This is a genomic window from Pseudomonas viridiflava (assembly GCF_003702045.1).
Taxonomy (GTDB): domain Bacteria; phylum Pseudomonadota; class Gammaproteobacteria; order Pseudomonadales; family Pseudomonadaceae; genus Aquipseudomonas; species Aquipseudomonas viridiflava_C.
Genome location: NZ_RBTP01000066.1, coordinates 129,121 through 141,570, shown reverse-complemented (window position 1 = coordinate 141,570; position 12,450 = coordinate 129,121). Strand labels below are relative to the sequence as shown.

The window sequence follows — 12,450 nt, the reverse complement described above, 5'->3', positions numbered from 1 at the left end:
GTCAGTTTCCTTGATCGAGAAGTAGATAGTCGCGGCCTTCGACCTGGCCGCGTCTGAGAGGATTGCGCGTACAAAAGCGGGCGTAGTCGGCGTCGACGAAGCGGTACATCAAGTGCTCATCACGACCGGTGGGGATGCCAAGCCGGGTCGTCTGGATGATGGAGGTCGGGCGCTGGCCGACGTCCTCGACCAGAAGTCTGAGGGGGTCGAAGCGCTTTGCATCCCACATCGGGACTTTCAGGCCCAGCGCCTTGCACAGCAGGGTTTGCCCCGCACAAAGCCGCTGTGGCGGGCGCATGTTACCGCTGGCGTCGGGGTTGTTGAGCTGCATTTGTGCCAGTGCATTGTCATCGCTGAGTGAGTCGGTCCACGGATACGCAGACTTGATCAGCACGGCGTTGCCTGGCCCTTCAGCGCTGAAATTGAGCGAATCGCCGCCCCGTGCGTAATACATATAGATGTGGCCGCCTTCCAGGAACAATGCCTTGCGCTTCTCCGTGTAACCCAGCGAAGCGTGGCTGCCTTTTTCGGCGCAGTAATAGGCTTCGGTTTCAATGATGCGAGCGGCCAGCCAGAGCTCACCTACTTTGTGCCGGATGACCTTGCCCAGCAGATCACGCGCCAGCACTTGGGCGTCGCGATGAAAGAAGCTGTCGGGAAGGGCAGTGGGCATAGGCGTGCTACCAAAAATGTGAGGCTGCCGATGATAACAAGCGCAGCTTGAATTGCAGCTGAATGTGTCATGGGGGCCGATTTTGTTGTTTCTGAAAGTGACCGGCTCGCGCACGGGCGGCGCAGTCATGCGCTACTTCCTGACCGTTACGCAGGCCGACAGTTGCAGAAAACTGCGCACTGTTATCGACCATCCGCCTGTCTGCGCTGTCGTTCGGGCGGCACGACAGCTATAATCGGCCGCTTTCCTCTCTGCCAAGACCTCTGAGACCATGACTGAGTCCGTTCTTGACTACATGACCCGCCTGGGTCGCGCCGCCCGTGAAGCTTCGCGAGTGATCGGCCGTGCCAGCACTGCTCAGAAGAACCGCGCCCTGCTCGCCACCGCTGCGGCGTTGGACGAGGCCCGTGCGGCGCTGTCTGCTGCCAATGAGCTGGATCTGGCCAACGGCAAGGCCAATGGTCTTGAACCCGCCATGCTGGAACGTCTGGCCCTGACCCCCGCACGCATCGACAGCATGATCGTCGGGCTGCGTCAGGTTGCCAGTCTGCCGGACCCGGTCGGCGCGATTCGCGACATGAGTTATCGGCCGTCGGGCATTCAAGTCGGCAAGATGCGCGTGCCGCTGGGCGTTGTAGGCATCATCTACGAGTCGCGTCCGAACGTGACCATCGATGCGGCCAGCCTGTGTCTGAAGTCGGGTAATGCGACCATCCTGCGTGGCGGCTCCGAGGCCATTCATTCCAACCGTGCGATTGCGGCCTGCATCGAACGCGGCCTGGCCGACGCCGAACTTCCTGCGGCCGTGGTGCAAGTGGTCGAAACCACCGACCGTGCAGCTGTGGGTGCGCTGATTACCATGCCCGAGTACGTGGACGTCATCGTTCCGCGTGGCGGCAAGGGCTTGATCGAGCGCGTCAGCCGTGATGCCCGCGTGCCGGTCATCAAGCACCTGGACGGTATCTGCCACGTGTATGTCAGCGCCCATGCCGATCTGGCCAAGGCGCAGAAGATTGCATTCAACGCCAAGACTTACCGTTACGGTATCTGCGGCGCGATGGAAACCCTGCTGGTCGATCAGACGGTCGCCGCCGAGTTCCTGCCGCCAATGGCCGCGCAATTTCGTGAAAAAGGCGTTGAGTTGCGCGGTTGCGAGCGCACCCGTGCGCTGATCGATGTCATACCGGCGACGGAAGAAGACTGGCACACCGAATACCTGGCGGCGATCCTGTCGATCCGCATCGTTACCGGTCTGGACGAAGCCATCGAGCACATCAACCATTACGGGTCGCATCACAGCGATGCCATCGTCTCGGATCATCAGGGCCAGACGCGCCGATTCATGGCCGAAGTCGACTCCAGTTCGGTCATGGTCAATGCGCCGACCAGCTTTGCCGATGGCTTCGAATACGGGTTGGGTGCCGAGATTGGCATTTCTACTGATAAGCTGCACGCCCGCGGCCCGGTCGGTCTGGAAGGACTGACCTGCGAGAAATACATTGTGATCGGTGACGGTCAACTGCGCGGGCAAGCCTGACTTGAGCGAGCCCATGACAACGCTGCCCAGACGTATCGGCATGCTTGGGGGCACGTTCGATCCGGTTCATATCGGTCACTTGCGCGGTGCGCTGGAAGTGGCCGAACTGCTGGAACTCGATGAGTTGCGCCTGACGCCCAGCGCCAGGCCACCGCATCGCGACATGCCAAGCGTCACCGCCGAGGATCGTCTGGCGATGGTCCGCAGTGCGGTGCAGGGCGTGCCACCCCTGACGGTCGATGACCGTGAACTGAAACGGGACAAACCGTCGTATACCCTCGACACCCTGGAATCGATGCGCGTCGAACTCGCGCCTCAGGACCAGTTGTTTCTGTTGCTGGGTTGGGATGCCTTTTGCGGGCTGCCCTCCTGGCATCGGTGGGAAGAATTGCTGGAGCACTGCCATATCGTGGTGCTGCAACGCCCGGACGCTGACAGCGAGTCGCCGGATGCCATGCGCAATTTGCTGGCGGCGCGAGCGGTCAGCGACCCCAAGGCCCTGAAAGGGCCGGGCGGTAACATTACATTCGTCTGGCAGACGCCTTTATCGGTGTCTGCCACCCAGATCCGTCAACTGCTGGCCAGCGGTAAGTCGGTACGTTTTCTGGTGCCAGACGCGGTACTGGCCTATATCGATGCGCACGGGCTTTACCGTGCGCCGAACACTGATGGGTCGCCCTGAAACTGCTTTTTTATCGATAAGCGTTTGGGCGTTCCCACACATACGAGCTGAATGAGTTTTATATGACAAAGCAAAAAATGAGCAGTGAAGAAGTCGTCACCGTGGCAACCGCCGCACTGGAAGACGTCAAGGGTGCAGACATTCTGTGCATCGACGTGCGCGATAAGACCAGCATCGCCGATTACATGCTGATCTGCACCGGTACGTCCAACCGCCAGTTGAACGCACTGGTCGACAGCGTTCGCGAGAAGGTCAAGGCTGCCGGCCTGATGCCGCTGAGCGAAGAAGGCAAGGGCGACAGCGACTGGGTGCTGCTGGACCTGGGCGACGTGATTGTCCACGTGATGACCGCTGCTGCACGCCAGTTCTATGACCTGGAGCGTCTGTGGCAGGGTGCCGAGCAAAGCCGTGCGGCCAGCGCCGCGCACCACACTCCAGGTAACGAATAAGGCCTTATCGTGCGTTTGCGTCTGATTGCCGTTGGTTCGCGCATGCCCAAGTGGGTGGAAGAAGGTTGGCACGAGTACGCCAAGCGGATGCCGTCCGAGCTTGCGCTTGAACTGGTGGAAATTCCGCTCAACACCCGAGGCAAGAACGCTGATGTCGCCCGCTTCATCCGTCAGGAAGGCGAGGCGATGCTGGCGAAGGTGCAGCCGGGCGAGCGCATTGTCACGCTGGAAGTGCACGGTAAACCGTGGAGCACCGAACAGTTGGCGGTCGAACTCGATCGCTGGCGTCTGGACGCTCGCACGGTCAACCTGATGGTGGGCGGCCCCGAAGGGCTGGCACCGGACGTCTGTGCCCGCAGCGAGCAACGCTGGTCCCTGTCGCCGCTGACCTTGCCGCATCCGCTGGTGCGTATTCTGATCGGTGAGCAGATGTATCGCGCCTGGACAGTTCTGTCCGGGCACCCTTATCACAAGTAGCATCGTTTTTACTGTGAATACGGCCTAAATGTCTCAACCGATCCGTCTCAAAGACCACGAGAAAGACGCACGCCTGGTGCGCGGCAGGGTCGTGTTCGGTGCTGTGGCGGTCGTGTTGCTGGTGTGCGTGCTGATCGCCCGTCTGTATTTTCTGCAGGTCATTCAGTACGACTATCACTCGACATTGTCGGAAAACAACCGTGTTCATGTTCAGCCGATTCCGCCCAGCCGCGGCCTGATCTACGACCGCAATGGCGTGGTGGTTGCAGACAATCGGCCCAGTTTCAGTCTTTCGGTCACGCGCGAGCGCTCCGGCGACTGGTCGGCAGTGCTCGACACCATTGTCGAGATCCTGCAGCTCACGCCGGATGACCGCATCATCTTCGAAAAGCGAATGAAGCAGGGGCGCAGGCCATTCGAGCCGGTGCCTGTGCTGTTCGAGCTGACGGAAGAGCAGATCGCGCTGATTGCGGTCAATCAGTTCCGGCTGCCGGGGGTCGAAGTGGTTGCGCAGTTGGTCCGGCACTACCCGCAGGGCCCTCACTTTGCGCATTCGGTCGGCTACATGGGGCGGATCAACGAGAAAGAGCTCAAGAGTCTGGATCCGGTCAACTACAGCGGCACCCACCACATCGGCAAAACCGGCATCGAGCGGTTCTACGAGCCTGAGCTGCACGGGCAGGTGGGTTACGAAGAGGTCGAAACCAACGCTCGGGGCCGCGTGTTGCGCGTTCTCAAGCGTACCGATCCGATCCCAGGCAAAGACATTGTCCTGAGTCTGGACATTAACCTGCAGGAAGCGGCCGAAGCTGCGCTGGGTGGGCGTCGCGGTGCCGTCGTGGCGCTGGACCCGAAAACCGGTGAAGTGCTGGCGATGGTCAGCGCGCCGAGTTTCGACCCTAACCTGTTCGTGACCGGCATCAGCTTCAAGGCTTACGCCGAGCTGCGCGATTCCATCGACCGGCCGCTGTTCAACCGTATCCTGCGTGGGCTGTATCCGCCGGGTTCGACCATCAAGCCGGCGGTAGCGATTGCGGGGCTGGACGCCGGTGTCGTCACGCCTGGTTCGCGGGTGTTCGATCCGGGCTTCTACCAATTACCCAATTACGATCACAAATACCGTAACTGGAACCGTACCGGGGACGGCTGGGTCGACCTGGACACTGCGATCATGCGCTCCAACGACACCTATTTTTACGACCTGGCCCATAAGCTGGGCATCGATCGGCTTTCTACTTACATGAACAAGTTCGGTATCGGCCAGAAAGTCTCGCTGGATATGTTTGAAGAGTCCCCGGGGTTGATGCCGTCGCGGGACTGGAAGCGAGCGACCCGCCGTCAGGCGTGGTTCCCCGGCGAAACACTGATTCTCGGCATCGGTCAGGGCTACATGCAGGCCACACCGCTGCAACTGGCGCAGGCGACCGCGCTGGTGGCCAACAAAGGGGTGTGGAACCGGCCGCACCTGGCCAGAACCATCGAAGGCAAGCCGCCAGTGGACGAAAACCCGATGCCGGACATCGTCCTGCGCGACCCGGCCAACTGGGGCAGGGTCAACCACGGCATGCAGGAAGTGATGCATGGCGCGCGCGGTACGGCGCGCAAAGCTGCCATTGGCGCTCAGTACCGCATCGCGGGCAAGAGCGGCACGGCACAGGTCGTGGCGATCAAGCAGGGCGAGAAGTACGACCGCACCAAGGTTCAGGAACGGCATCGTGACCACGCCCTGTTCGTCGGCTTCGCGCCCGCCGACAACCCCAAAATCGTTGTCGCAGTGATGGTGGAGAACGGCGAGTCCGGCTCCGGCGTGGCGGCACCTGTTGTTCGTCAGGTGATGGATGCCTGGCTGCTCGACGAGAACGGCCAGCTCAAGCCTGAGTACGCCGGTTCCATGAATCTGGAGGCTGCGGCCCGTGAAGAGTAATTTCGACCGCATCCTGTCCAGCGAAGACGTGATGCGCCGCCGCGCCACCTTTCTGCAGCGCATTCACATCGACGGCCCGCTGCTGATCCTGCTGTTGACGCTGGCGGCGGGCAGCCTGTTCGTGTTGTATTCGGCCAGTGGCAAGAACTGGGACCTGTTGATCAAGCAGGCCAGTTCGTTCGGCATCGGCCTTGTCGCGATGGTCGTTATCGCCCAGCTTGAGCCCCGATTCATGGCGCGCTGGGTGCCGGTCCTTTATGTGGTCGGCGTGCTGTTGCTGGTCGTGGTGGATGTCATGGGGCATAACGCAATGGGGGCGACCCGCTGGATCAACATTCCCGGCGTCATTCGTTTCCAGCCCTCAGAGTTTCTCAAGATCATCATGCCGGCGACCATTGCCTGGTATTTGTCCAAGCGCACCCTGCCGCCGCATCTCAAGCACGTGGCGGTCAGCCTGGCGTTGATCGGGGTGCCGTTCATTCTGATCGTGCGCCAGCCGGACCTTGGTACGTCGTTGCTGATTCTGGCCTCGGGCGCCTTCGTGCTGTTCATGGCGGGCCTGCGCTGGCGCTGGATCGTCAGTGTGCTGGCCGCAGCGGTGCCGGCAGCCGTCGCCATGTGGTTTTTCTTCATGCACGATTATCAGAAGCAGCGGGTGCTGACGTTCCTCGACCCCGAAAGCGATCCGCTGGGCACTGGCTGGAACATCATCCAGTCCAAGGCCGCGATCGGCTCCGGCGGGGTATTCGGCAAAGGCTGGTTGCTCGGCACCCAGTCGCACCTGGACTTCCTGCCTGAAAGCCACACCGACTTCATCATCGCCGTATTGGGTGAAGAGTTCGGCCTGGTGGGTATCTGTGCCCTGCTGATCATCTACATGCTGTTGATCGGTCGCGGGCTGGTCATCACCGCTCAGGCGCAGACATTGTTCGGAAAATTGCTCGCCGGTGCGCTGACGATGACGTTTTTTGTTTACGTTTTCGTCAACATCGGTATGGTCAGTGGCCTGCTGCCAGTTGTGGGTGTCCCGCTGCCCTTCATTAGTTACGGCGGAACTTCGCTCGTGACGCTACTGTCAGCGTTTGGGGTTTTGATGTCGATCCATACGCATCGAAAATGGATCGCTCAGGTTTGATTAAGGTGAACAACTCAATGCAAGCAATGCGTAACTGGGCTCGATATGCTCCGGTGGTCGGCCTGGTGGGCATCCTTGGATCGGTGCAAGAGGCATTTGCCGGGGATTATGACGGCTCGCCCCAAGTGGCCGAGTTTGTCGGCGAGATGACCCGTGACCACGGGTTTGCCGGTGAGCAGTTGATGGGGCTGTTCCGGGAGGTCGAGCGCAAGCAGGCGATTCTCGATGCCATTTCCCGTCCTGCCGAGCGCGTCAAACAGTGGAAAGACTACCGTCCGATGTTCATTACGGACACGCGTATTGCCCGTGGCGTCGATTTCTGGCGTCAGCATGAGGCCGCTCTGGCGCGTGCCGAGCAGGAATATGGCGTACCGGCGCAGATCATCGTGTCGATCATCGGCGTGGAAACGTTTTTTGGCCGTAACACCGGCAACTACCGGGTGATTGATGCATTGTCCACGCTCGGCTTCGATTACCCGCCCCGTGCGCCGTTCTTTCGCAAAGAACTGAGAGAGTTTCTGCTGCTGGCGCGTGAGCAGCAGGTCGACCCGCTGACGCTTAAAGGCTCCTACGCTGGCGCTATGGGCCTGCCGCAATTCATGCCGAGCAGCTTTCGCGCTTATGCCGTGGATTTCGACGGCGATGGCCACATCAATATCTGGACCGACCCGGACGATGCGATTGGCAGCGTGGCCAGCTACTTCAAGCGTCATGGCTGGGTGGGCGGTCAGCAGGTGGTCAGTCGTGCAGATGCCCGAGGCGACCGTGTCGATGAGGGGCTGAGTCCGGGCCTTGATCCGGTCATGTCGGTCGGGGAGTTGCGAGGCCTGGGCTGGGCGAGTCATGATGCGCTGCGCGACGATATGCCGGTGACAGCGTTTCGCCTGGAAGGCGACAATGGTCCCGAATACTGGATGGGTTTGAACAATTTTTATGCAATCACCCGTTATAACCGCAGTGTGATGTACGCAATGGCCGTGTATCAGCTGTCTGAATCGTTGGTTCAAGCTCGAGGCGTCAAGTAATGCGGGCATTGCCGATTCGTACATCATTGAAGGTACTGGCGCTGAGCGGGTTGGCCCTGCTGGTCGCCAGTTGCTCGTCACCCTCGCGCACTACACAGCAGTCCCCGAAAGGCGGCGCGGTGGTGCGCTCCATGCCGGGCCTGGACATCAACCGTGCTCACAAGGACGGCGCGCCGTGGTGGGACGTCGACGTCTCGCGTATCCCGGATGCGACGCCGACCCTGCACACCGGCCCCTATAAGGCCAACCCTTACACGGTGCTGGGCAAGACCTACTTTCCAATGAGCGAGTCCAAGCGCTACGTCGCGTCGGGCACCGCTTCCTGGTACGGGACCAAGTTTCATGGTCAGAACACCGCCAACGGCGAGGTCTATGACCTGTATGGCATGAGCGCGGCGCACAAGACGCTGCCGCTGCCCAGCTACGTCAAGGTCACCAACCTGGACAACAACCGCACGGTGATTCTGCGGGTCAACGACCGTGGTCCGTTTTATTCGGACCGCATCATCGACCTGTCGTACGCTGCGGCCAAAAAGCTTGGTTACGCTGAAAGCGGTACGGCGCGTGTGAAGGTCGAGGGCATCGATCCGCAGGAATGGTGGGCCCAGCGTGGTCGTCCTGCGCCGCTGATGCTCAATCAGCCGCAAGTGGTGGCTCAGGCCACACCGCCAGCACTGAGTGCGTCTACCGGGACGGTCGAGCAATACACGCCGCCTCCCCAGCAACATGCTGCCCCTGTCGTGCCGGTTCAGGTTGACGCAAAAAAAAACGCTTCAGGACAAGCCGCTGGGCTATTTCTCCAGGTCGGAGCCTTCGCGAACCCGGACGCTGCGGAGCTTTTGAGGTCGAAGCTGAGCGGGATGGTTCGAGCACCGGTTTTCGTGAGTTCGATAGCGCGCAATCAGCAGACGCTCTACCGGGTCAGGATGGGACCCGTCGGCACGCCGGGTGAAGCCCAGCAATTGCAGGACAGCGTCAGATCAGCCAACCTCGGCCAGCCGAGCGTGGTGACATCGGACCAGTAACGGATTTTTTGACAGTCGCCCTCCGGCAATAGTGGAGGGCGAGTTGCAATTGCAGGCAGCGTATTTTGCCCTTGGGCAGGCGTTGCAGGCAGTTGCCCACGAGGTCGTGTGTCGAACAGACGACTTTGTCAGCCAGGGCTACAGCCTGGCGCCACGAGCCGTACCGAAGCGTTTTCGCTTCGCCGGTCTGTTCAGCTTTGCCCGCAAGGGCATGTTTGCCCATTAGCATTTTCGAGAGACGGATGAACATCACCACCTTTGCAAAACGTTTGTGCCTGCTTGTACCCCTGATCATCACTCCGGCTGCCTGGGCCGCAGAACAGATGACACCGGCCGCGCCTCAACTGGCCGCCAAGTCTTACGTGCTGATGGATGCCACCAGTGGCAATGTCCTGGTCGAGAACAATGGCGATCAGCGTCTGGCCCCAGCGAGCCTGACCAAGCTGATGACTGCCTACATCGCGACCCTGGAAATCCGTCGTGGCCAGATCGGCGAGAACGATCCGGTGACCATCAGTGAAAACGCCTGGCGCACAGGCGGTTCGCGGATGTTCATCAAGGTGGGCAGCCAGGTAACCGTCAGCGACCTGCTGCACGGCATCATCATTCAATCCGGTAACGACGCCAGCGTCGCGATTTCCGAGCATATCGCCGGCAGCGAAGACGCATTTGCCGACATGATGAACAAGACGGCTGGCGATCTGGGCATGACCAACAGTCACTTCATGAACCCGACCGGTCTGCCGAACCCTGACCATTACTCGTCGGCTCACGATATGGCCAAGCTGGCACGCGCAATCATCCACGAAGACCCGGCTCACTACGCGATCTACTCGCAGAAAGAGTTCTTCTGGAATGGCATCAAGCAGCCTAACCGTAACCTGCTGCTGTGGCGCGACAAGACCGTCGACGGTCTGAAAACCGGCCACACCGAAGAAGCCGGCTACTGCATGGTGTCCTCTGCCGTGCGTGACGGCATGCGTCTGATCGCGGTGGTGTTCGGCACCAACAGCGAGCAGGCTCGTGCTGCCGAGACTCAGAAACTGCTGACGTACGGCTTCCGTTTCTTCGAAACCCAGAACTTCTACCAGAAAGGCACCGAGCTGGCTCAGGCTCCTGTCTGGAAAGGCACAACGCGTCAGGTCAAGGCCGGTCTGGCTGATGATCTGAGCATGACCATGCCTAAAGGTGACATGAAGAAGCTCACCGCCAGCATGACCATGAACCCGCAACTGGTTGCGCCAATCGCCAAGGGCGACGTGATCGGCAAGGTTGAGGTCAAGATGGAAGACAAGGTGGTTCACACCGCTAATCTGATTGCGCTGGAACCTGTCGAGGAAGGTGGTATTTTCCGCCGCGTGTGGGATAGCATCCGCTTGTTCTTCTACGGCTTGTTCAACTGACCTTATTAGTAATCAATGCCGACCTTCTCGCGGCCTGCTCATGATCTGAGCAGGCCGTGTGTCTGTCGTCACGGCTTGTGAGACCATTACTGCCATGACAGATACCGACGTCAAGTCGCACACAATCGAATTTCCTTGCGCTGACTACCCGATCAAAGTGATCGGCGACACCAGCGTCGGCTTCACCGATGCCGTGATCGAGGTCTTGAGCAAGCACGCCGAGATCGATATCAAGACGCTCGCCGAGCGTCAGAGCAGCAACGGTAAATACACCACCGTACAACTGCACATCGTCGCTACCGGCGAAGACCAGTTGCGCGACATCAATAGTGCTCTGCGCGCTACGGGTGTCGTGCATATGGTGCTCTGATGGGCGACGCCCTGGGCTTTCGTGATCTTGGATTGATCGATTACGAAACCGCCTGGCACGCCATGCAGCGCTTTACCGATGGTCGTGGCAAAGACGCCGCGGACGAAGTCTGGCTGGTGCAGCATCCTCCCGTCTTTACTCAGGGGCAGTCCGGCAAGGCAGAGCATTTGCTGTTGCCGGGCAATATTCCTGTCGTACAGGTCGATCGTGGCGGCCAAGTGACTTATCATGGCCCCGGTCAACTGGTGGCTTATCTGATGCTGGATGTAAGGCGCCTCGGTTTCGGCGTCCGCGATCTGGTGACCCGGATCGAAAACACACTGATCGCCCTGCTTGAAAGCTACGGCGTGACAGCAGCCGCCAAAGCGGATGCGCCCGGTGTGTACGTGGATGGCGCAAAGATCGCATCGCTGGGTTTGCGCATTCGCAATGGTTGTTCGTTTCATGGTCTGGCGCTGAACGTCGACATGGACCTTGAACCGTTTCGCCGAATCAACCCGTGCGGCTACGCCGGGCTGGCAATGACCCAGTTAAGCGATCACGCAGAGCAGATAGAATTTCCCGAGGTAAGTGTCCGACTGCGCGCGCAGCTCGTCAGACACCTCGACTACGCTGAGCAGGCGACCCTAACGGGCGGAATAAACGAATATGACTGACACCGTGCAAACCCTGATCCCGACGCTCGACGTATCCGAGCGCGTGGCCCGTCCGAAAGTCGAAGCCGGCGTGAAGCTGCGCGGTGCGGAAAAGGTTGCGCGCATCCCGGTCAAGATCATTCCAACTGTCGATTTGCCGAAGAAGCCTGACTGGATTCGTGTGCGTATCCCGGTTTCCCCGGAAGTCGACCGTATCAAGCAATTGCTGCGCAAGCACAAGTTGCACAGTGTTTGCGAAGAAGCGTCCTGCCCGAACCTGGGCGAATGCTTCTCCGGCGGCACAGCGACGTTCATGATCATGGGTGACATCTGCACCCGCCGCTGCCCGTTCTGCGACGTAGGTCATGGTCGTCCGAAGGCACTGGACACCGACGAGCCGATGAACCTGGCGGTGGCAATTGCCGACCTGCGCCTTAAGTACGTGGTGATCACCTCGGTTGACCGCGACGACCTGCGCGATGGCGGTGCTCAGCACTTTGCCGACTGCATCCGCGAAATCCGCAAGCTGTCGCCGGGCGTCCAGCTCGAAACGCTGGTGCCGGACTACCGTGGTCGCATGGACGTTGCGCTGGACATCACGGCAGCCGAGCCGCCTGATGTGTTCAACCACAACCTGGAAACCGTACCGCGCCTGTACAAGGCTGCGCGTCCGGGTTCGGATTACCAGTGGTCGCTGACCCTGCTGCAACGCTTCAAGCAGATGGTTCCGCACGTACCGACCAAATCCGGGCTGATGCTTGGCCTGGGCGAGACGGACGAGGAGGTGATCGAAGTCATGCAACGTATGCGCGAGCACGACATCGACATGCTGACCCTGGGTCAGTACTTGCAGCCTTCGCGCAACCACTTGCCGGTGCAGCGTTTCGTGCACCCGGATGTGTTCGCCTGGTTTGCCGAGGAAGGTTACAAAATGGGCTTCAAGAATGTCGCATCCGGTCCGCTGGTGCGTTCCTCGTACCACGCCGATGAGCAGGCCAAGATCGCCAAAGCGATGCTCTGACGGTACGCCGCAATGCAAAAAAGGCCAGGTAGCGATACCTGGCCTTTTTTTATCTCGAAATTTTTAAGTTTGCCTTCGATCCCGGACGCAGAGC

General features: G+C 60.0%; 14 protein-coding genes. 13 read left to right on the top strand and 1 reads right to left on the bottom strand.

Translation table 11 applies throughout. The features are described 5' to 3' along the window. Window position 1: 1 nt before the first annotated feature. Window positions 2–673 carry a DNA-3-methyladenine glycosylase gene (locus tag ALP40_RS20355; RefSeq protein ID WP_122210041.1) on the bottom strand — a complete coding sequence of 224 codons (672 nt, stop codon included), beginning with the start codon at window positions 671–673 and terminating at the stop codon, window positions 2–4. 271 nt (window positions 674–944) lie between these two features. On the opposite strand from ALP40_RS20355, the gene ALP40_RS20350 reads away from it, so the two are divergent. The 13 genes from ALP40_RS20350 to lipA all read left to right on the top strand — a co-directional run bounded on the left by ALP40_RS20350 (window position 945) and on the right by lipA (window position 12,356). Beyond that, window positions 945–2,210, top strand: a complete 1,266-nt coding sequence (locus ALP40_RS20350; protein ID WP_122209982.1) for a glutamate-5-semialdehyde dehydrogenase — start codon at window positions 945–947, stop codon at window positions 2,208–2,210. A gap of 13 nt (window positions 2,211–2,223) precedes the next feature. Continuing rightward, window positions 2,224–2,892 (top strand): nicotinate-nucleotide adenylyltransferase, encoded by a 669-nt coding sequence (gene nadD, locus ALP40_RS20345; protein WP_122210040.1) that lies wholly within the window; start codon window positions 2,224–2,226, stop codon window positions 2,890–2,892. A gap of 62 nt (window positions 2,893–2,954) precedes the next feature. After that, entirely contained in the window at window positions 2,955–3,341 is a 387-nt protein-coding gene (rsfS, locus tag ALP40_RS20340) for a ribosome silencing factor (RefSeq protein WP_122209981.1), read from the top strand. A gap of 9 nt (window positions 3,342–3,350) precedes the next feature. After that, on the top strand, window positions 3,351–3,818 hold the full coding sequence (gene rlmH, locus ALP40_RS20335; protein ID WP_122209980.1) for a 23S rRNA (pseudouridine(1915)-N(3))-methyltransferase RlmH: 468 nt from the start codon (window positions 3,351–3,353) through the stop codon (window positions 3,816–3,818). Between the two features lie 28 nt (window positions 3,819–3,846). Further along, window positions 3,847–5,742: a penicillin-binding protein 2 gene (mrdA, locus tag ALP40_RS20330; protein ID WP_122209979.1), complete on the top strand. Its 1,896-nt coding sequence runs from the start codon at window positions 3,847–3,849 to the stop codon at window positions 5,740–5,742. Between the two features lie 31 nt (window positions 5,743–5,773). Further along, window positions 5,774–6,877 carry a rod shape-determining protein RodA gene (gene rodA, locus ALP40_RS20325; protein WP_181114251.1) on the top strand — a complete coding sequence of 368 codons (1,104 nt, stop codon included), beginning with the start codon at window positions 5,774–5,776 and terminating at the stop codon, window positions 6,875–6,877. Between the two features lie 5 nt (window positions 6,878–6,882). Then, window positions 6,883–7,902 carry a lytic murein transglycosylase B gene (gene mltB, locus ALP40_RS20320; RefSeq protein ID WP_375140006.1) on the top strand — a complete coding sequence of 340 codons (1,020 nt, stop codon included), beginning with the start codon at window positions 6,883–6,885 and terminating at the stop codon, window positions 7,900–7,902. After that, window positions 7,902–8,927: a septal ring lytic transglycosylase RlpA family protein gene (locus ALP40_RS20315; RefSeq protein WP_122209976.1), complete on the top strand. Its 1,026-nt coding sequence runs from the start codon at window positions 7,902–7,904 to the stop codon at window positions 8,925–8,927. The genes mltB and ALP40_RS20315 overlap by 1 nt, the downstream gene beginning before the upstream one ends. 43 nt (window positions 8,928–8,970) lie before the next feature. After that, window positions 8,971–9,153: a hypothetical protein gene (locus ALP40_RS25625; protein WP_181114001.1), complete on the top strand. Its 183-nt coding sequence runs from the start codon at window positions 8,971–8,973 to the stop codon at window positions 9,151–9,153. A gap of 16 nt (window positions 9,154–9,169) precedes the next feature. Continuing rightward, a complete protein-coding gene (locus tag ALP40_RS20305; protein WP_122209975.1) occupies window positions 9,170–10,330 on the top strand; it encodes a D-alanyl-D-alanine carboxypeptidase family protein in 1,161 nt (386 codons plus the stop codon). 94 nt (window positions 10,331–10,424) lie between these two features. After that, window positions 10,425–10,700 (top strand): DUF493 domain-containing protein, encoded by a 276-nt coding sequence (locus ALP40_RS20300; protein ID WP_122209974.1) that lies wholly within the window; start codon window positions 10,425–10,427, stop codon window positions 10,698–10,700. Continuing rightward, the gene (lipB, locus tag ALP40_RS20295) at window positions 10,700–11,356 is read left to right on the top strand and encodes a lipoyl(octanoyl) transferase LipB (RefSeq protein ID WP_122209973.1); all 657 of its coding nucleotides are present in this window, start codon (window positions 10,700–10,702) and stop codon (window positions 11,354–11,356) included. Before ALP40_RS20300 ends, lipB begins: the two co-directional genes overlap by 1 nt. Continuing rightward, window positions 11,349–12,356: a lipoyl synthase gene (lipA, locus tag ALP40_RS20290; RefSeq protein ID WP_122209972.1), complete on the top strand. Its 1,008-nt coding sequence runs from the start codon at window positions 11,349–11,351 to the stop codon at window positions 12,354–12,356. Before lipB ends, lipA begins: the two co-directional genes overlap by 8 nt. Window positions 12,357–12,450: the final 94 nt, after the last annotated feature.